The sequence below is a fragment of the Bradyrhizobium sp. WYCCWR 12699 genome, from assembly GCF_032144035.1.
Lineage (GTDB): Bacteria > Pseudomonadota > Alphaproteobacteria > Rhizobiales > Xanthobacteraceae > Bradyrhizobium.
Window position 1 is genome coordinate 580508 of the sequence record NZ_JAVTJN010000032.1, and the last position, 19011, is coordinate 599518.

Genomic DNA, 19011 nt, shown 5'->3' on the forward strand with positions numbered 1-19011 from the left:
CGGAACTATGGCGGTTATCGCGCTCGGGACTGTGATTGCGACCCAAGCCGTGAGCGCCCAGGAACCCAAATACGGTGGCACGCTGACCATCGTTCCTTACTCCCCGGGGATTGCGGCGTTGTCGTGGGATCCCGCCGACTGGAACTGGAAGGTCTCTATCGATGCTGGGCCCTACATGGAGCAGTTGATGGTGGGCGATCTAAGCAAAGGCGTACGTGGCGGCGGGAAGAACAACTTTTTCAGCGAGGCCTGGCTCAGCGACGACGTGCTGCGCGGCGAACTCGCAGAGAGCTGGGAGGTCGTCGACAAACCGCTCTCGATCGTTATCAACCTGCGCAAGAACGTGAAATGGCAGGCCTGCAAAGGCATCATGGAAGCGCGCGACTTTACCGCCAAAGACGTCGTGTTCGCGTATAACCGTCTCGTCGCTAGTCCGAAGGCGAACAAAGTCTATTTTTCCTTCATCGACAGGGCCGAGGAGACGGGACCGCACCAGGTGACCTTCTTCCTGAAGGAGTACAACTCGGAGTGGAAGTACCGCCTCGGCTACGGCTATTACGCCGGCATCTATCCCAAAGAGATCACGGAGGCCCCTAACGGCGGTGCTGGCAACTGGCAGAATGCCTGCGGCACGGGTCCCTTCCGGTTGACGCGGTATGAGGCCGGGGCCTTCGGGGATTATCAGGCTAACAAGGAGTACTGGGACCGCGAGACGATCGACGGCAAACCTTACAAGATCCCATTCGTCGATAACCTTGTGATGCGGACGATCGGGGATTCACAGACACGCCTAGCCGCCTTCCGCACCGGCAAGATCGATGTCATGGCGAATATCAACTGGGACGAACTCAAGTCACTGGCGCCGATCCAAGATAAAATCAAAGTCATCGAACACCCCGACTATGCGGGTGAGGCACTGGCAATGCGGGTCGATGCACCACCCTTCGACAACCCGAAGGTGCGTCTCGCCTTGAATCTCGCGGTCGACCGGGCCGCCATCTCGAAGCAGATCTATGGCGGCCACGCCGACTTTCCGCACCTGCCGATGGACGAAACTTGGGAAGGCTATTTCACGCCGCCCGAAAAGATGCCGAACGATGCCCGGGAGGTTCTCCAGTACGATCCGGCCAAGGCCAAGAAGCTCCTCGCCGAAGCGGGTCTTGCGAATGGTTTCGAGTTCAAGGCACAGGTTCCGAGCTTCCCTGAGCAGCTAAAGAAAGCGCAGATTGTAGCCGGATATCTGTCGGCAATCGGCGTAAAGATGACCATCGAGCCAAAGGAGTATGGAGCGTTTCTCAGTCTGATGACCACCGGCAAGCACGGCCCCGGCTATTGGCATTTCGCAGGCATGAGCAATCCGACGGCCTCAATCGAGAAACTGTACCGGTCCTCTTCCCTCTGGAATTCGGCCCGCGTCAACGACCCGAAGGTCGATGCGGCACTCGACACCATCCAGCAGGAGAGGGACCCGGACAAGGTCAAGAAGGGCGTCGCCGCGCTCACCAATGAGATGACCGCGCGAGCGCCATTCCTGTTTCTGCCCAGGCCGCGCTCGTTCACGGTATGGTGGCCGTGGGTCAAGAATTACTATGGTGAGATTTCGGTCTCCGCTCGGCGTGATGCGCCGGTCTGGGCGCGCGCTTGGATCGATCAGGATCTAAAGAAGTCGATGGGCTTCTGATCGATGCACGGAACTTTGGAAATGTCGGGGCCCCCGATACTGGATGTACGCGGGCTCTGCGTGGGCATCTGGTCGGGCAAGACGGAGCTGAGTGCTGTCGCAGACGTTTCGTTCCGGGCCTATTCAGGCCAGGTCGTGGCGCTCGTAGGCGAAAGCGGCGCGGGCAAGAGCATCACCGCGATGTCGCTCACCCATCTACTGCCAATGCCACCGATCAAGATCACGGCCGGCGAAATACGCCTCTCCGGCCGTGATATGCAGACGCAGTCACCAAAACAGATCAGGGACATCCGAGGCAACGAGGTCGGCATCGTTTTCCAGGAGCCGATGACAGCGCTGAACCCAAGCCTGCGCATCTGGCGCCAGATCGCCGAGCCGCTGGTGCGTCATCGCCGGATGTCCTGGAGCGCCGCCAAAGCGCAGGCGATCTACCTTCTCAAGAAGGTCCGCATCCCGGATGCAGAGACCAAAGCCGAGGCCTATCCTCACCAGCTCAGTGGGGGTATGCGCCAGCGTGTCATGGTTGCTATCGCGATCTCCTGCGAGCCAAGACTCATCATCGCGGACGAGCCGACGACAGCACTCGACGTCACCGTGCAGGCGCAGATTTTGACGCTTCTCACTGACCTTACCCGCGGATTGGGCGGGGCGCTGCTTCTCATCACGCACGATCTCGGCGTCGTGGCGCGCTACGCCGACTGGGTCAACGTGATGTATGCCGGCCGCATCGTCGAGACAGCGGCGGCCGACGACCTCTATCGCGATGGGCGCCATCCTTATACGCACGCCCTCCTCGCCTCCGTGCCCAAGATCGTCGGTCCGATCGCTCATCGGCTCGAGTCGATCGCTGGGCAGCCACCCGCCCCCTCCGACGGAACCGGGGGCTGCGCCTTCGCACCGCGCTGCCCACGTCGGACCGAACGGTGCGACGAACGCCCTCCGCTTAGCGGCGACGAACGCACACGGAACGGCCATCTGTTCGCGTGCTGGAATCCGCTATGAACGACGTAGCAACGAATATTCTCGAGGTCTCGGACCTGTGCGTCGACTATGCAAGCACAACCTCTTTCGGCGTAACGGGCGCCCCCTCCGTTCGAGCTGTCAAGGGCATATCCCTCACACTCCAGCGCGGCGAAACTCTCTCGCTCGTCGGCGAAAGCGGTTGCGGCAAATCCACCACGGCCATGGCCATACTACAACTGACGCCGCCGAGCGGCGGCCGGGTCGTGTTCGACGGACGCGATATCACGGGCTTCAGTCATCGCCAGATGCGACCGCTAAGGCGTGAGATGCAGATCATCTACCAGGATCCGTTCGGGTCGCTAAATCCCCGCATGACAATCGCCGACCTGATCGCCGAACCGATGGCGATTCAGGGCGTCGGCAGATCGGGCCACGAGCGCCGCGCGAAGGCTGCCGAACTCCTAGATACGGTCGGAATGGGTACTCGCTTCCTCGACCGCTATCCGCACCAACTCAGCGGCGGCCAGCGTCAGCGGGTCGCCATCGCGCGCGCCCTGTCACTGCGTCCGAAACTGCTCATCTGTGATGAGCCGGTCTCAGCTCTCGACGTCTCAGTGCAGGCCCAGGTTCTGAACTTGTTTTCCGACCTCAAGGAGCAGTTCGGCTTGTCCTATCTGTTCATCTCGCACGACCTCGGCGTCGTCCGACACATGAGCGATCGGGTCGCAGTGATGTATCTCGGACGCATCGTCGAGATCGCGACGCGCGACGACCTCTACGGCGAACCGCTCCATCCCTACACGCGCATTCTTCTCGATGCGGTAGCGGTGCCGGACCCGCAAATCGAGCGCGCCCGCGATCACGTGCTCCTTCAGGGCGAGGTGCCGAGCGTCGCCACCCCCCCGCCCGGCTGTCCATTTCACCCTCGCTGTCAGTCCGCCATGCCGGTCTGCAGCCGCGAAATTCCGCCGCTGCGGTTGCACGGCAATCGGCAGATCGCCTGCCATCTGTATGATGAGACAGCAGCCAATAAGGCAATCGAAGCCGCGATGGACGGAAATGGCAATCCAAACTAGGACGTCAGAGCGGTCGCTTGTCCGCACCTAGCCCAAGCACCCCTTTAGGACGTCAGGCAACGGGCCGCCCATCGCCCAATCGACCAACTCCACCGTGTGGACGACTGGAATGCGTGTTCCAGCACCAATCTGCGTTATGCAGCCGAGATTTCCACTCGCAATGATTTGCGGTTTGACCTTCTCAATGTTGGTGACCTTTCGTGCGCGCAGTCGATTGGCGATCTCAGGCTGCAGTACGTTGTATGTTCCGGCGGAGCCGCAACATATGTGGCCTTCCGGTACTTCTCTCACTACAAACCCCATTCGCCTCAAAAGTGACTTCGGCTGATCTCTAACCTGCTGTCCATGCTGCATCGAGCATGCCGAATGGTAAGCCACGACCTGGCCGGTAGTCCGAACACCGTCTTGAAGCGGTAATTCATGCAAGAATTCTGTGATGTCCCGCGCTAGAGCCGAGATCCGTACGGCTTTCTGAGCGTAGGCGTTATCGTTGCGAAGTAGGAAGCCATAATCTTTAATGACCGTTCCGCAACCGGACGTCGTAACCACGATGGCGTCGAGGCCGCCGTTCTCGATTTCGCGTGTCCATACATCCACGTTGTGTCGAGCCGCATCCAGCGCCCGACTTTCGTATCCCAAGTGCTGCACGAGAGCTCCGCAGCACCCTTCGTCGATCGGTTGAACTACTTCGATACCGTGACGCGTCAACAACCGGATTGCAGCCTCGTTGATGTTCTGGCCGAGGACCTGCTGGGCACATCCGCTCAGAAGCGCAACCCGACCGCGCGGCCTATCGACGGTCGCGCCCGGTAACCTTCGGGTCGGCCTTCTTCGCTTGAATGACGACGAAAGTTCAATCATCGCGGCGAGTTGCGCGCCGCCGGGAAGATTGGCGAGCCACTTTCTGATCGGCCTGCTCACGGTAGCCACGCGTAAAGCCAACCTAAGTCGGCCCGGAAACGGCAGCACCTTCGCCAACATGCCTCGAAGCAACCGATCAGGCAGAGGACGCGTATAGGTTCGGGCGATATGGGCTCGCGCGTGATCGACCAGGTGCATGTAGTGCACGCCGGACGGACAGGTCGTCATGCAGGAAAGACACGTCAGACATCGATCGATATGCTCGACGACCTGAGGGGTCGCCGGCTTTTCCTCCTCCAACATGTCCTTGATCAGATAGATGCGCCCGCGCGGACTGTCCGCTTCGTCACCAAGAAGCAGATATGTCGGGCATGTCGCAGTACAAAAGCCGCAATGCACACAGGCACGGAGGATTTTTTCTGACTCGCTTACATGTGCATCGGCCAAGGCCGTCAGCGAGAAGTTTGTTTGCATACCAGTCCGCCTCGCCTCAGATACCGGCGTACATCCTGCCGAAATTTAGAACGCGGTCAGGATCGAAAGATTTCTTGATTTCCTGCGTCAACTTGAGCACCGCAGGAGGAAGCGGCTCGAACACATCGATCCTGCGGCGAATCTCCGATGAAGCCCGTACGAGTGTGGCGTGCCCACCGGTATTGACCATAGCTTCCCGAACGACCGACGCTCCCGCATCGTCAGCGCCCACGACCGCGAGCCACACGAGACCACCGCCCCAGTCGTAGAAATACCGCACGCCGAGTTTTCGCCGGATGTCAGCAAGAGCACGCGGCGCTTTGGAGGGGGCCAAGGACAACCGCCAAATGGAACGATCCATTGGCTGAGCCAGCCAGTGCGCGTCGCGGATGCGCAACCAAAAGTTTGCGCTTTCATCCCCTTCGATCAGGTCGGGCAGCCCAAAGGAGCACCAGAGCCTGGCAAGTTCGCGGGATCCGTAGGCTACCGAGCCCTCGGACCCCTCTAGTCGAACGATCGTAGTCGAGTCCGACCCAATACTCGCCGGGATATGCGCCGCCGCCGAGACCGCGAAAGTCGACCCGAGCGCTGCGGTTAGCGCCGAAATCGCTGTCATGTCGTCCAAGCCGCGCAATCCCAGCGATAGGGAACGCGCCGGCTTCGGCAACACCTTGAAGATGGCTTCGCTCAAAACGCCGAGCGTGCCCCACGCACCGCAGGTCAGCTTGACCAAATCGAGCCCGGTGACATTCTTCATCACGCGCCCGCCGGATTTCACGATGTCTCCGCGGCCCGTGACCAAGCGAACGCCGATCAGGCTGTCGCGACAAGCTCCGACCGCGACACGACGCGGACCCGAAACATTCCCGGCGACAATACCTCCGATTGTCGGCTCTGCGCTCGTCCCGAACAACACACGATGATCCATCGGCTCGAACGGAAGCATCTGGTTGTGCTTGGCGAGCATCCGATCGATTTCGGAAACCGGCGTTCCAGGCAAAGCACCGATGACGAGCTCTGTCGGCTCATAAAGTGAAACTCCGCGCATGCGCTCGGTCGTTAGAGGCATAGCGTATCCACCCAGCGGTCGGCCCATCGCCGACTTGGAGCCGGCGCCGCGCACGACGAGAGGCATCTTTGCTGTAGCCGCATCCTTGATGGCAGACGACAGTCCGCACTCGTCGCGCGGCTTATAGCAATCGGTCATCACACTCCCGTCACCCTAACCTTGACATCGAAAATCGAGGGGAAACACCTTATCCGTATTGAGCAGCCATCGCGGATCGAACGCGGCGCGCACCCGAATCTGTTGAGCCAGATCGGCATCGTCAAACTGGCAGCGCATTAGATCACGCTTCTCGATACCGACACCGTGCTCGCCCGTCAGGCACCCACCAACTTCAACGCAGAGCCTGAGAATGTCATCTCCCGCTGCTTCCGCCTTCGACTGCTGCGACGGATCGTTCGCGTTGTAGAGGATGAGCGGATGCATGTTGCCGTCACCGGCATGGAAAACATTCGCGACACGCAATCCGTGTCGCTGTACGATCTTGGAGATCTCCGCCAAAACGTACGACAGCTTGCCGGTCGGCACCGTGCCGTCCATGCACAAATAGTCAGCGACTCGCCCGGTCGCACCGAAAGCCGACTTCCGCCCCTTCCAGATTGCCGCCGTCTCAATTGCCGACCTGCTCTCGCGCACTGTCGTCGCACCATTCGCACGAGCGATGGCGGTGATGTCCGCCAGCGTCGCGTCCATCTCGGCGTCGGACCCTTCGACCTCTACAATCAGAAGGGCCTCGACATCGAGCGGATAGCCGGCCTTGGCGAAGGCCTCGCAGATCTCGATGGCGGCCTTGTCCATGTATTCGATGGCTACGGGAATGATACCGGCGGCAATGACGTCCGCAACCGCCTTGCCCGCTCCCTCGCAAGACGGGAAACCGAACAGAACCGGGCGCGCTCCCTCGGCCGATTTCAGAATTCGGAGGGTCGCTTCGGTCACTATCCCGAGCTGCCCCTCGGAGCCGACGACCAGGCCCAGCAGATCGAGTCCAGCGCTATCGAGATAGTCACCGCCGAGATCGATGATCGATCCATCGATCAGTACCATCCTTACGCCGAGGAGGTTATTGGTCGTGACTCCATACTTCAGGCAATGCGCGCCTCCGGAGTTGTTGGCAATGTTGCCTCCGATCGTGCAGGCAAGTTGAGAGGAAGGGTCTGGCGCATAGAAGAAGCCGTTCTCCGCCACCACCGCCGTTACGCTCAAATTTGTGACTCCCGCTTCGACGCGGATGAAGCGGTCATCGTAGTTGACCGCGAGCACCCGATTCATCTTTGAAAGTCCGAGAACGACGGCGTCTTCACTCGGAATTGCCCCGCCGGCGAGAGACGTACCTGCGCCGCGCGGCACGACCTTGACGCCGGTGTCGTGACAGTATTTCAAAACGGCACTCACCTCTTCGGTCGTCTTCGGTAGGACGACGGCGAGCGGCATCTTGCGATAGGCCGTCAACGCATCTGTCTCATAAGCCCGACACTCGTCCGTCGACGTTATTAGCCCAGCGGGGTCAACAAGGCGGGTTAGATCGTTTATGATTGAATCTCGGCGCGCGAGGATTTCTCGATTTGGTTCGGTGAACCTAATTTTGCTCATCGTATCCTCGTCATCGGATATTTTTCCGATGGGTCAGTCGCGGCCTGATGCAATCGACATAAGCCCGACGCATCCACCATCGAGCTTCTATTGCACTAACGCCACGACCCTCTCAGGGTGGCCCGACCAGCGCCAACCAAGCGTCGGCCGCGATAGCCCTAGCATCATTCCGCCAAGGGCCGGAGGATGAAGCCAGAGTTGCTCCGGATCTCGACCGCTCCGCTTCTCCTCGCGCGGATCCAGCGTGTGTCCCACGTCGTCCGCCTTCGCCGATCTTTCGATGCGACCGATCTCTCGGCTTTCGGCATACGCCATATAGAAAGACGAGCCTTGGCGGGCGTGATACCTGCCGAGCGTCTTGGTGAAGTCCGTCGGCGTGATGACTTCAAATCGGTCGAGGCGATCAGGCGCGAAGAGAGTGAGGACGCCCGTATAGCCAAAGAGCTCCGAGGTAATCGTCACGAAATTCCGTGTATCAAGACGAAAGACTTCGGCGAAGCGCGTTACCGCGGCTGCCTGGTCGGCCGCGAGCAAAGTCACCTCATAAAGGAAATCAATCCCGCCGGTCGGCTCCACCGTACGCGGGGGAGAGATTACGAAATGGACCGGCTTCCCCTCGATTTCGAACCGGAGAAAATCCTGGCCATTTTCGTGCTGATGCTCAACTCCGACCGACGTGGCATGATGCACCAGTGCACGCGGGTCGAGTGAGGTCGCGCCGGCGCCGAATAGATGAGATCGCCCGCGTCTTGCCAGTTCGTCCGCGACAACGCCGTTGCCTTCCGGCTCCAACAACTCAATCTCGCCGGTCCCGGCACGCAATGTCACTCGTTTGGCGCCCAATCCCCGGACCCGATCCGCAGAGACTTGTTCCGCCCCCAATCGGCGACGCCACATCTCCGCGGCACTTTTGGCATCCGGCGTCGCGATCTGAACGCGGTCGATGGTCAACAACACTTCGCTAACTCGCTTTAGGCGTTGGATCTTTGGGCCCTAGAGTCTGGCGCGGCGAAGGACCGTCGCGAGGTTTGACCTGCGCGACGCATGCTCCGCGACGGCGTATCAGCATTGCCGATCGCGCATGCTAACCGTGCATCTGGGTCAGGAACTTAGTGTTGAGATACGCGTCCATCGCTTCTGTACCACCTTCCGAACCGTATCCGGAGTCCTTGATTCCTCCGAAGGGAGTCTCCGGTAAGGCAAGGCCTTGGTGGTTGATCGACACCATTCCACTCTCCACGATCGAGCCGAGCGCGCCGATCGTCGCCGCTGACTTCGTATACGCATATGCAGCAAGGCCATAAGGGAGCCGATTCGCTTCGACCATGGCATCCTCGAATGTCGAGAACGACGCGATTGGCACAACAGGGCCGAATGGCTCCTCGTTCATAATGCGCGAGTCCAGAGGCACGTCCGTCAGAACCGTCGGTTGAAAGAAGAAGCCATCGTTGCGCAGGCGCCTTCCACCTGTCCGGATGCGCGCGCCGCGCTGAACGGCGTCCGAGACCAGCGCGTCCATCGCCTCGACTCGACGGAGATTAGCTAGTGGTCCCATTTGGGTCGCTTCGTCGAGGCCGTCCCCGACGACGAGAGCTTTGGCAGCAGCGGTGAATTGTTCAACGAAGTCGTCGTAGACCCGTTCATGGACCATGAACCGGGTCGGAGAAACACAAACCTGGCCGGCATTCCTGAACTTTGCCGCGGACAGCAATTTTGCCGCTTGTTTGACATCTGCGTCCTCGAAGACTAGCGCAGGCGCATGTCCACCTAGCTCCATCGTAACGCGCTTCATGTGACTTCCAGCGAGAGCCGCAAGCCGCTTCCCGACTGGCGTCGAACCCGTGAACGAAATCTTGCGAATGACAGGGTGGGCAATCAAGTATTCCGATATGTCGGACGGCACACCGAAAACGAGATTGAGGACACCGGAGGGCAAGCCGGCATCGACATAAGCATTGACCAGAGCTGCACAACTTGCCGGCGTTTCTTCGGGTCCCTTCAGAATCACGGAGCACCCGGCCGCCATCGCAGCTGATATCTTTCTGACGGCTTGGTTGATCGGAAAATTCCACGGCGTGAAGGCGGCGACAGGCCCAACTGGCTCGCGGATCACGACCTGCTGTACGGCGCCGGAACGTGACGGAATGGTCCGACCGTAGGATCGACGCGCCTCCTCCGCGAACCAGTCGATGATGTCTGCGCCGAGCAACACCTCCATCTTCGCCTCGCCCAGCGGCTTGCCTTGCTCGAGCGTCATGATACGCGCGATTGAGGCGGCTCGCTCGCGGAGCTTTTCGGCAGCCCCACGCATCAATTTGTATCGCTCGAAGGAAGACGTCCTCCGCCACAATTCGAACCCGCGCACGGCCGATTCAAGTGCGTCGTCGAGATCGGGGATAGACGCGTGCGCAACTGTTCCGATCAATTTTCCCGTCGCCGGATTCAGGATGGGCTCGACCTTTCCGCTCGTTCCATCGCGCCAGGATCCATCGATGAACAACTTTGTATCGGGGTACATCTGCTCGCGACTTGTCACCATTTCCGTCCGTCCGGTCTATAATTCGTTAAACTGAGGTAGCCGCTGACAGCGACTCCTCGGCGCGCTTTTTCAAGTCGTGCTTTCTAATCTTCCCGTTCGGGGCTACCGGAAGTTGCGGCAAGACAATGATCTGCTGCGGCTTCTTGTATGGTGCGAGCTGCCGCTCCACGAGCGCGAGCAGTTCGGCCACTTCGATGGTGCTTCCAGGGGTCGGCTCAACGAAAGCGATGATTTCCTCGTTGCCCTCGATTGATCGCCCGACTACCGCGGAATTGAGAACCGCCGGATGAGAATTGAGGACAGCCTCGATTTCGGGCGGATAGACGTTGAAGCCGGACCTGATAATTAGCTCCTTCGACCGGCCTTGGACCACCAGTTCGCCGCCCGGCGACCGGCTGACGATATCTCCGGTTTTCAAATATCCTTCGCGATCGATCGCCTCCGCGGTCATGTCCGGCTGACCATAATACCCCAACATCACGTTGGGCCCGCGAACGAGCAGTTCGCCCGCTTCGCCATCGGGTACTTCCCGCCCATCAGGTCCGACGATCTTGGTTTCGATTCCCGGGATTGGCGGTCCGATGTTGATTTCGTTGCTTCCCATGGCATACAGCGTCCGACTGATGGTCGGAGACGTCTCGGTCAGCCCGTAACCATTATGAAGCACCACGCCGAACACTCGCTCGACGCTCTGTCGCAGAGACAGATCGAGCGGTGCCGTTCCGGTATAGACATAACGAAGGTTATTGGGCGTGAGCTTGATATTGTTCTGATCGACGTAAGCGATGATCCGCGACAACATCGCAGGGACGGCATTGAAGGCGGTCAACGAACCATTCACGACGGCGTCGATTGCTTGCGTGAGAGAGAACCTCGGCATGATCCGCAGGTGTGCGCCGACAAACAACATACCTTGCAGCAACGTCAACCCGTACGAATGAGAGATCGGCATAACGCAAAGCGTGACGTCCTCGGGAAAGAGCGTGTTGGTTCTTTTGCCCCGGCCCGCCACGTAAGCGAGGTTGCGATGACTGAGCATCACTCCCTTCGGGCGACCGGTAGTCCCCGTCGTGTAGATGAGAACTGCAACCTGACGGGCGGGATCCTCATAGACCTCCTCGGGAACGGCGCTCGCCTCCAACTTACCGACCTTGATCGCTCCAATCCCCGTGAACGCTTCGGCTTCCGCGCCGCGCCGGCACGCCGCAGCATCTGCTTCCGCCGATATTCCATGCGTATAGAATACGCGTCTGGGCTTGCAATCACCCTCAATGGCGTCCAGTTCGTGCGGGCCGAGCCGTGCGCTCGTCATCACTGCCCATGCATCAAGCCGGCTCGCCGCATACATCAGGACGATGGCGCCGATTGAGTTCTCGCCCACCACCATGACCCGATCACCGGGACGGATCCCTAGACGCGCCAAGTCACCTGCAACGGCCTCGATCGTATCGATCAGTCTCCGATAGGACCAAACGATGCCCCGCTCGTCAGTAAGAGCCGGCCGGGATGCTCCTGCTTTGGCCCCCTCATCCACAATGAGGTGGATGCGTCGCGGCAGGCTAGTCAAATAATCCACTTCCATGGTGGGCCCAATCTTCTTCGCCAGAACTTCCGCATCCAGCTCCTCGACTACAAGCGGCTGCGGATGGCGAGGTTAGTCTGTTGCTGGATTTTCACCGATACTGGTAGGACCAGTTTGGTATGATCACAATCGTATTGTCAAGTGCGTTTTGAGCGGCGCCGCATAACGCGCGCGCCAACGGCCTGAATTTGCACAATCGATCGAAATTGAGCTTTCTAAGCCGCCGCGTCGCGCACGTAACGTGCAGTGCGGGTACGCATAGTCACCAGTTCCTCGGCGGAGGTCGGGTGCAGCGCCATAGTGGCGTCGAAGTCCGCCTTGGTAGCCTTCATCTTTACGGCAATGGCGATGACCTGAACCAATTCGGCCGCGTCCGATCCAACGATATGGCAACCCACGACGCGGTCGCTCCCCGCGTCAACCACCAGTTTCATCAACACCCGCGACTCGCTGCCGGACAGCGTCGCCTTCAACGGGCGGAACGCCGCCTTGTAGACATCAACGATAGCGAACTGCGCCCGCGCCTGCGCCTCGGTGAGGCCCACGGTGCCGACCTGGGGCTGCGTGAACACGGCGGTCGGAATATCGATGTGATCGACCTTGACCGCCCGCTTGCCGAAAACCGTATCGGCGAAAGCGTGGCCCTCACGGATCGCTACCGGCGTCAGATTGAAGCGATGGGTGACGTCGCCGACCGCATAGATATGTGGCACCGAGCTCTGCGAGGCTTCGTTGACGACGATGCCTCCGTTATCCGGGTTGATGGCGACGCCGGCTTTCTCCAGCCCGAGATTTGCGACGGCGGGGTGACGGCCGATGGCGAACATCACCTTGTCGGACGCGATGCTGGAGCCATTCGACAGGTGCGACGTGTACCAATCGTCGTGCTTCTCAATCCCGTCGACCGTGCAACCGGTCAGGATGGTAATGCCGTTCTTCTCCATCTCATCGCGGACATGGGCGCGGACGTCGTCGTCGAAGCCACGCAGGATGTTGTCGCCGCGATAGACCACAGTCACGAGGGAACCCAGGCCCGAGAAGATGCACGCAAACTCCAGCGCGATATAGCCACCGCCCTGGATCAGGATACGCTTCGGCAATTCGGGTAGATGAAATGCTTCGTTCGATGAGATGACATGCTCGATGCCGGGAATGGCCTTGCCGTGGTTCGGTGCGCCGCCCGTGGCGATCAGGATATACTTCGAGCGCACCCTCCTGCCGCCGTCGAGCACCAGCGTATGCGGGTCCTCGAACACGGCGCGCGACTTGATCACCTGCACGCCAGATTTCTCCACGTTGGTGGTGTAGGCCGCTTCCAGCCGGGCGATCTCCTTGTCTTTGTTGGCGATCAGGGTGGCCCAGTCGAACGTCGCCGGCGGAACGGTCCAGCCGAAGCCCGCGGCATCCGCGATGTCGTGGCTGAAATGCGAGGCGTAGGCGAATAGCTTCTTCGGTACGCACCCGCGAATGACGCAAGTGCCGCCCATCCGATATTCCTCGGCGATCATGACGCGGGCGCCATGGCCAGCGGCGATCCGCGCGGCGCGCACGCCGCCCGAGCCGCCACCTATGACAAACAGATCCGTCTCAAAGCTATCCATGCTGGGAAATCAATTCTTTAGGTGGATTTGGCGCGTTTCAGATGCTTCAATTTCCTCAACCTGATATCTACTGAAGCAGGGCGGATTCGACCGAGATCCTCAAGGTTCCTCCAAAGTACTGGTCGACCAATTTGGTCGGCCATGATTAGCTACCGAGGAAATCGAAATCAAGTGGTCGGCAGGACCAGGCAGGATATTTTAGATGACTGAGCGAAATCGAACCGACAAGCTTGAGGCTCCTTCGAACGCCATCGGAAAGATCCTTTCCTTCATCCGTGAGCGCCGCTATCAGCCCTCCGAACGGTTGCCATCAGAACGCGACTTTGCGGAAAAGTTCGACACCAGTCGCGGCGCGGTTCGAGAGGCTCTGGCCGCACTTGAAACCATGCGAGTGATAGAACGGCGCCCAAATTCTGGAATCTATCTGCGAAAGATCGAAGAGAGCAGCATCGATGCTCTAGTGCTTTATGCTGAATCCGGAGTTCCATTCGAGGCCAAGGAAATCGCCGACGTCATGGAGGTCCGGCGCATGCTCGAAGGGCAGGCGGTCAGGTTGGCCTGCACACGCAGGACCGCGGACAACATTCGCGAGATCACCGCCATACTTGAAGAGACCAACAAGCGCCTATCCAAAAAGCAAAGCATAGAGCGCGAGGACGAGGCGTTCCATCTTGCGATTTTTGCTGCAACCAAGAACGACATTTTGCTGCGCGTGGCGAGATCGTTCTACGAACTGTCCAGGCATCGACGGAAGGTCTACTTTGCCGACCAAAATCGAGGTCGACAATCTTATGAGGACCATTGCACCATCTTGGAAGCGATCGAAGAGCGGCGGGTAGGCCTAGCCGAACAACAGATGAACGCTCACCTCTCGCGAACAGTGGAGGCATGGCAATCGCTTCTAGGGGAAACCAAAGTCACAAAACGTTAGTCTTGCCGGGCACCCCGTCCGCCATCTCTACGCGAAATACCCACGGTCTAGCGCGAAGCACGAGGACGTGCTTCGCTCGAACAGTGCCTAACCTTTGAGCGCACCCGCCGTCAGCCCTGCGACGAAATATCGATAGCAGAACATAAAGATAACGAACAACGGCAGAGCAATAAGGGTTGCGCCGGCGAGTATCTCACCCCAACGCAGATCTTGCGCGCCAAGCATTGATGCCAAGCCCACGGGCAATGTCTTGCGATCATCACTCATGATGAGGATGAGCGCGAATACGTAGTCCGCCCAGGACAGCAAAAACGAGAAGATGCCGACCGTAATCAAGCCGGGGGCCGAAAGCGGAAGGACCACCTTGATGAAGGCGCCGAATTGGGAACAGCCGTCCACCATTGCCGCTTCCTCCAGATCGAACGGCATCGATTTGAAAAAGCCCCATAGCAGCCACACCGCCAGCGGCAGCGAAATCGCCAGGTGAGCGATTAGCAGGCCCCACAAGCTATCGGCTAAGCCAGCTATTCGGAACAAGGCGGACATCGGAATAACCAACATCAATGGCGGAAACATGTAGGCGAACAGCATGGACGCGACCAACGTCGTTTTGCCCCGAAACCGTAAACGCGTCGCTCCATAAGCAATGAATGATGACAGCGTCGTCGCCACGGCAATCGTAGCCATAGCCATCATGACGCTATTAACGAAATTCGCCGGATAGTTCGTAAGCTGCAAGAGTGACTTGTAAGAGCTTAGATCGGGTGGCCAGAAAACCAAGGATGAATCCAGAAATAGCTTTTCGGGCGACCTCAGACTGGAGAGGATCATCCAGTAGATCGGGAAGAAGGAATAGATGCAGATTAGCGCAACCGCGGCATACAAACCGACGCGGCCGGCAATCTGCTTCAGCGACTTGCCGTAATACCGCGTCGTTTTCCCGTGCGAGACTGAAGGTGTGGAGTCTGAGATTTCTCTTCCTGAGCCGCTAGAGCTATGCAACATCCGCACCGCTCGTGAACCAACGACGACAGCGGCAGCAGAGCGGGCTTGATTTTGAGTCGACATCGTCATCGTCCCTGCTTGGCCTCGTCGATCGGAAAAACCCTGAGGTAAATCAAGATAATGCTCGCCAACATCAAGAACGAGATGGTGGCGACAGCGGCCCCCCCTCCCAAGTCGAACTCGAGAAACGCTTTTCGGTAGGCCAACGTGGGAAGCGTCTCGGTTTCGTTGAGCGGTCCGCCCTTCGTTAGAAGCCAGATCACGTCGAACTTGTTGAACATCCAGATCCCTCTCAGGAGGATGACCACGATCAACACTGACCTCAATCCTGGCAGCGTGACATGCCAGAATTGCTTCATAACCCCTGCTCCATCGACCCGGGCCGCTTCATACAGTTGAGCCGGAATGGATTGAAGGCCGGCAAGAACACAGGTCACGACAAACGGCGTCCAGATCCAAACGCTAACAAGGACAATAGTCGCCTTCGCGCTCGTTGAATTACCTCCCCAATCGAACATCCCATATCCGAATGACGCGAAGACACTCTTGAGAAGGCCGTAGTTGGGATCAAGAATCCACTGCGTGATGAGGCAGGCGACGACCGTCGGAAGAAAATACGGCACGATTGACAGCGCCCGCACGACAGTCTGCCCCACAAACTGCCTATTGAGGACGAGCGCAATGGTGACGCCGAGAACGACTTGCAGCACGATCGCCGAGATGGCGATCGTGACACCGTTTAACAGCGAGCCCCAGAACAGCGGCTCACTAAGAACCTTCACGTAATTGCCAAGTCCCACCCACTGCGGCGGGTCGATGAACGACGCCGCTGTGTAGAAGGAGAGCTTTATCGAATAGAGGAGAGGTCCGCCAACAATTGTACCGAGTACCAGTACACCCCCGATGAACAAACCGATGATTCGCCAGTCCTGTCGCATAGCCTCGGGCCTCTATTCACCAGTTCCGATGCTCAGCCAATTTTTCGGATTCGATCGGCGGCGGCTTTCACGCAGTCGCTTGACGACATGTTCTTAAGAACCCGATTTTGCAGCATCTCCGGCATAATGTTCGCATCAAAGACCTTGCACGGTCGCAGATCAAACGACGGACCCGTCATATCTATTGAGTTAAGAACCGTCTTGCTGTCTTCATCAATGAACGACTTCATCTGCTCCATCGTCGCCCAATGCTTCTGAATCATCGGATGATTTTTCCACCGTGGATCTTCGTAAATGTCCAATCGCGCCGGTTGGAAATTCATCCAGGCGGAGTGCAGCCAGCGAATATAGTGCGCGTCAATAAACCATTGTAGAAACTTAAAGGCCGCCTCAGTCTGCTTAGTCTTGTAAAGAATAAAGCCATCGAAGGCGAAGGACAGTGCGTTCTGCTTACCAGCACTGTCTGGAGAAGCGAAAATACCATACTTGTTTGCGAGGTCCGGATTGCGAGCTTCCAGCGCCTCGACTACGCGGCCCGAATAGACGGTATGCGCAACCTTTCCCGTCGCGAAAAGACTCATCAGCTCAGCATAGCTGACCGTGTTCATGCCAGCCGGCATCGTTTTATAAAGATCGGCATATAGATCGAGAAAACGGCCGGTCGGTCCGGCATTCCCCGGCGCATCGAGAACGACGTTCCACTTGTCGTCATAAAACTTCGGCGCGTCTGCAAACAAGTTGCCGAAGCTCGCCCAGTTGGTGGCACTGTCACTCGCGAGCGGTATGACGCACCCCCCTCGCTCTATGTTGCCATCCTTCGCGACAGTCAGCGCCCGGCAATTCTCAAGGAACTCGGCCCATGTGTTGGGAACCTTCAGGCCCTTCTCCTGATACAGATCTTTTCTGTAGAAAACCGTCACCAAATTGTAGTCATAGGGATAGAACCAATTTTCTCCCTTATATGACCAGGTTCCCTGCTTCCCCCACGAATATTTTTTGACAAGATCCGTCAACGGCACGATGTGACCCGCCATCGCGTATTGCAAGATGTGCGCAATGTATCCCGCCGTGGCGATATCGTAAGGAGCGCCAGCATTGATGGCCGCCATCGACTTCGCATAACCACCACTAATCGGCGTCGAGTCGACGACGATTTTTACGCCGAACTTGCTCTCGTATTCATTGCACGCATCGCGCAAGGCCGATTGGCTCGCAGCAGTCGTTTCAGCGTTCAAAATGCGAAGCGTTACCCCGGACTGTGCGTTGACATAGGGCGCGGAAAGTGAGCCCGCGATGCCAGCCGCTGCACCAGCCGTCGTTTTGAGAAAACGCCGCCGATCGATGTCGCTCACGTTAGCCTTGGAACTCGGCGCGCCTAAGCTGAGCTTGTCCATGAAGTTCTCTCCCGTTGCCATTTTCGCCTTTCGTCGAGGTCCGCCTCAGTGTCTTGCCGCTCTCGCGCGAGAACAGGTGCAACTTCTCTTGAGACAAATTCACAAAAATTCGGTCGCCCGCCCTCAGCGCATCGTCCCGAGCAAATACCGCGCGGATTTTGTTGCCATCGATCTTACCCAGCACATAGGTTTGCGCGCCGATTTGCTCGACCAAGCCGACTACCAGCTCAAAAGCCGTGGAGGTTTCCGCGCGCTCGATGTGCTCGGGCCTAATGCCAAGCGTGACATCCCTTTCCGCTTCGGAGAATGACTGGGCAGGCAAGTTGACGCTCAAACCGCCGGAGCGCATTACGAGCGCGCCCCCGTCGCGCATCAACCCGCCATCAATCAGGTTCATCTCTGGAGACCCGATGAAAGTCGCCACGAAGGCGTTCGCGGGCCGATCATAAAGGTCAAGCGGACTGCCCGCCTGTTGGATGAATCCGTCACGCATGATCACGATACGATCGCCGAGCGTCATGGCCTCGACCTGATCGTGGGTAACAAATATCATCGTCGCGCCCAATCGGGCGTGTAGCGTCGCAATCTCTTCTCGCGTCCGGACCCGCAGCTTCGCATCAAGGTTCGAGAGGGGTTCGTCGAGGAGGAATACGTCGGGATCTCTGACTAACGCGCGACCAAGCGCTACGCGCTGCATCTGACCACCCGACAATTGGCGTGGCTTGCGCTCCAGCAGGGCCTCCAATCCGAGACTTGATGCCGCGCTGCGCACCCGACGATCGATCTCCTGCTGTGGCGTCCTACGGACCCGAAGGCCGAAGGCCATGTTTTCGAAGACCGTCTTCTGTGGATAGAGAGCGTAGTTCTGAAAAACCATCGCAATGTTGCGATCTTTCGGCGGAAGCGCGGTGACGTCCCTTCCGTCGATCAGAATCTTGCCGAATGTGACGTCATCTAGACCGGCGAGCATTCGCAACGTCGTGGACTTGCCGCAGCCGGACGGGCCGACGAACACGACCAGTTCGCCATCGGCAATATCCAACGAAAAGTCCTGAACGGCCCATGGCCCTCGATCTCCTCCAAAGGATTTCGCGACATTCTGGAGAGTTACTCGCGCCATACAGCCAGACCTTCACGTTCTTCCCGGTATTTTCATTAATTGGTTAAACCAATTTGGCAGGACCGTATGTCGCGTGATGCGCGGTGTCAAGCAGCATTTGGTTTGACCAATCTGGTCGCTCCACATATAGTTAGTGCGGCCTCGCACGGCGCGCGGCTATTTGACCCGCAGACTTCAAGGAAGCGTG

15 protein-coding genes are annotated in these 19011 nt (G+C 58.5%); 4 read left to right on the forward strand and 11 right to left on the reverse strand.

The features are described 5' to 3' along the window. The first annotated feature begins 7 nt into the window (after nucleotides 1-7). From RPS27_RS17605 to RPS27_RS17615, 3 genes are read left to right on the forward strand one after another with little or no spacing between them, the layout of a single operon-like run. Nucleotides 8-1681: an ABC transporter substrate-binding protein gene (locus tag RPS27_RS17605; RefSeq protein ID WP_313754145.1), complete on the forward strand. Its 1674-nt coding sequence runs from the start codon at nucleotides 8-10 to the stop codon at nucleotides 1679-1681. 60 nt (nucleotides 1682-1741) lie between these two features. Further along, a complete protein-coding gene (locus RPS27_RS17610) occupies nucleotides 1742-2683 on the forward strand; it encodes an ABC transporter ATP-binding protein (protein ID WP_237863167.1) in 942 nt (313 codons plus the stop codon). Beyond that, nucleotides 2680-3720, forward strand: coding sequence for an ABC transporter ATP-binding protein (locus tag RPS27_RS17615; RefSeq protein WP_006018757.1), 1041 nt, complete (start codon nucleotides 2680-2682; stop codon nucleotides 3718-3720). Before RPS27_RS17610 ends, RPS27_RS17615 begins: the two co-directional genes overlap by 4 nt. 27 nt (nucleotides 3721-3747) lie before the next feature. On the opposite strand, the gene glcF is transcribed toward RPS27_RS17615, so the two are convergent. The 7 genes from glcF to gor all read right to left on the reverse strand — a co-directional run bounded on the left by glcF (nucleotide 3748) and on the right by gor (nucleotide 13436). Beyond that, nucleotides 3748-5055, reverse strand: a complete 1308-nt coding sequence (gene glcF / locus RPS27_RS17620) for a glycolate oxidase subunit GlcF (protein ID WP_006018756.1) — start codon at nucleotides 5053-5055, stop codon at nucleotides 3748-3750. A 16-nt stretch (nucleotides 5056-5071) separates the two neighbouring features. After that, nucleotides 5072-6262: a glycolate oxidase subunit GlcE gene (gene glcE, locus RPS27_RS17625; RefSeq protein WP_006018755.1), complete on the reverse strand. Its 1191-nt coding sequence runs from the start codon at nucleotides 6260-6262 to the stop codon at nucleotides 5072-5074. A 15-nt stretch (nucleotides 6263-6277) separates the two neighbouring features. After that, entirely contained in the window at nucleotides 6278-7714 is a 1437-nt protein-coding gene (locus RPS27_RS17630) for an FAD-linked oxidase C-terminal domain-containing protein (RefSeq protein ID WP_006018754.1), read from the reverse strand. Nucleotides 7715-7801: 87 nt separating this feature from the next. Then, nucleotides 7802-8671, reverse strand: a complete 870-nt coding sequence (locus RPS27_RS17635; RefSeq protein ID WP_006018753.1) for a hypothetical protein — start codon at nucleotides 8669-8671, stop codon at nucleotides 7802-7804. Nucleotides 8672-8798: 127 nt separating this feature from the next. Next, nucleotides 8799-10253 (reverse strand): NAD-dependent succinate-semialdehyde dehydrogenase, encoded by a 1455-nt coding sequence (locus tag RPS27_RS17640; RefSeq protein ID WP_006018752.1) that lies wholly within the window; start codon nucleotides 10251-10253, stop codon nucleotides 8799-8801. Between the two features lie 25 nt (nucleotides 10254-10278). Continuing rightward, the gene (locus tag RPS27_RS17645; RefSeq protein WP_006018751.1) at nucleotides 10279-11835 is read right to left on the reverse strand and encodes a class I adenylate-forming enzyme family protein; all 1557 of its coding nucleotides are present in this window, start codon (nucleotides 11833-11835) and stop codon (nucleotides 10279-10281) included. 215 nt (nucleotides 11836-12050) lie between these two features. After that, a complete protein-coding gene (gene gor / locus RPS27_RS17650; protein WP_006018750.1) occupies nucleotides 12051-13436 on the reverse strand; it encodes a glutathione-disulfide reductase in 1386 nt (461 codons plus the stop codon). Between the two features lie 202 nt (nucleotides 13437-13638). On the opposite strand from gor, the gene RPS27_RS17655 reads away from it, so the two are divergent. Then, a complete protein-coding gene (locus RPS27_RS17655) occupies nucleotides 13639-14367 on the forward strand; it encodes a FadR/GntR family transcriptional regulator (protein WP_006018749.1) in 729 nt (242 codons plus the stop codon). Nucleotides 14368-14454: 87 nt separating this feature from the next. Here RPS27_RS17655 and RPS27_RS17660 read toward each other — a convergent pair whose 3' ends face one another. Genes RPS27_RS17660 through RPS27_RS17675 form a run of 4 tightly spaced genes read right to left on the reverse strand, consistent with a single transcriptional unit; the run spans nucleotide 14455 to nucleotide 18824 of the window. Further along, nucleotides 14455-15441 (reverse strand): carbohydrate ABC transporter permease, encoded by a 987-nt coding sequence (locus RPS27_RS17660; protein ID WP_013500408.1) that lies wholly within the window; start codon nucleotides 15439-15441, stop codon nucleotides 14455-14457. Beyond that, the gene (locus tag RPS27_RS17665) at nucleotides 15438-16310 is read right to left on the reverse strand and encodes a carbohydrate ABC transporter permease (protein WP_006018747.1); all 873 of its coding nucleotides are present in this window, start codon (nucleotides 16308-16310) and stop codon (nucleotides 15438-15440) included. The genes RPS27_RS17660 and RPS27_RS17665 overlap by 4 nt, the downstream gene beginning before the upstream one ends. Before the next feature lie 32 nt (nucleotides 16311-16342). Continuing rightward, entirely contained in the window at nucleotides 16343-17704 is a 1362-nt protein-coding gene (locus tag RPS27_RS17670; protein ID WP_006018746.1) for an ABC transporter substrate-binding protein, read from the reverse strand. Further along, complete coding sequence (locus RPS27_RS17675; protein ID WP_006018745.1) at nucleotides 17664-18824, reverse strand: ABC transporter ATP-binding protein; 1161 nt, start codon at nucleotides 18822-18824, stop codon at nucleotides 17664-17666. Before RPS27_RS17675 ends, RPS27_RS17670 begins: the two co-directional genes overlap by 41 nt. Between the last annotated feature and the right edge of the window lie 187 nt (nucleotides 18825-19011).

Bases quoted from the DNA above. Each gene is read 5' to 3' on its own strand.
- RPS27_RS17605 (WP_313754145.1), top strand. From the start codon at position 8: ATGGCGGTTATCGCGCTCGGGACTGTGATTGCGACCCAAGCCGTGAGC.
- RPS27_RS17615 (WP_006018757.1), top strand. From the start codon at position 2,680: ATGAACGACGTAGCAACGAATATTCTCGAGGTCTCGGACCTGTGCGTC.
- glcF (WP_006018756.1), bottom strand. From the start codon at position 5,055: ATGCAAACAAACTTCTCGCTGACGGCCTTGGCCGATGCACATGTAAGC.
- glcE (WP_006018755.1), bottom strand. From the start codon at position 6,262: ATGACCGATTGCTATAAGCCGCGCGACGAGTGCGGACTGTCGTCTGCC.
- RPS27_RS17630 (WP_006018754.1), bottom strand. From the start codon at position 7,714: ATGAGCAAAATTAGGTTCACCGAACCAAATCGAGAAATCCTCGCGCGC.
- RPS27_RS17640 (WP_006018752.1), bottom strand. From the start codon at position 10,253: ATGGTGACAAGTCGCGAGCAGATGTACCCCGATACAAAGTTGTTCATC.
- RPS27_RS17645 (WP_006018751.1), bottom strand. From the start codon at position 11,835: ATGGAAGTGGATTATTTGACTAGCCTGCCGCGACGCATCCACCTCATT.
- gor (WP_006018750.1), bottom strand. From the start codon at position 13,436: ATGGATAGCTTTGAGACGGATCTGTTTGTCATAGGTGGCGGCTCGGGC.
- RPS27_RS17655 (WP_006018749.1), top strand. From the start codon at position 13,639: ATGACTGAGCGAAATCGAACCGACAAGCTTGAGGCTCCTTCGAACGCC.
- RPS27_RS17660 (WP_013500408.1), bottom strand. From the start codon at position 15,441: ATGACGATGTCGACTCAAAATCAAGCCCGCTCTGCTGCCGCTGTCGTC.
- RPS27_RS17665 (WP_006018747.1), bottom strand. From the start codon at position 16,310: ATGCGACAGGACTGGCGAATCATCGGTTTGTTCATCGGGGGTGTACTG.
- RPS27_RS17670 (WP_006018746.1), bottom strand. From the start codon at position 17,704: ATGGACAAGCTCAGCTTAGGCGCGCCGAGTTCCAAGGCTAACGTGAGC.
- RPS27_RS17675 (WP_006018745.1), bottom strand. From the start codon at position 18,824: ATGGCGCGAGTAACTCTCCAGAATGTCGCGAAATCCTTTGGAGGAGAT.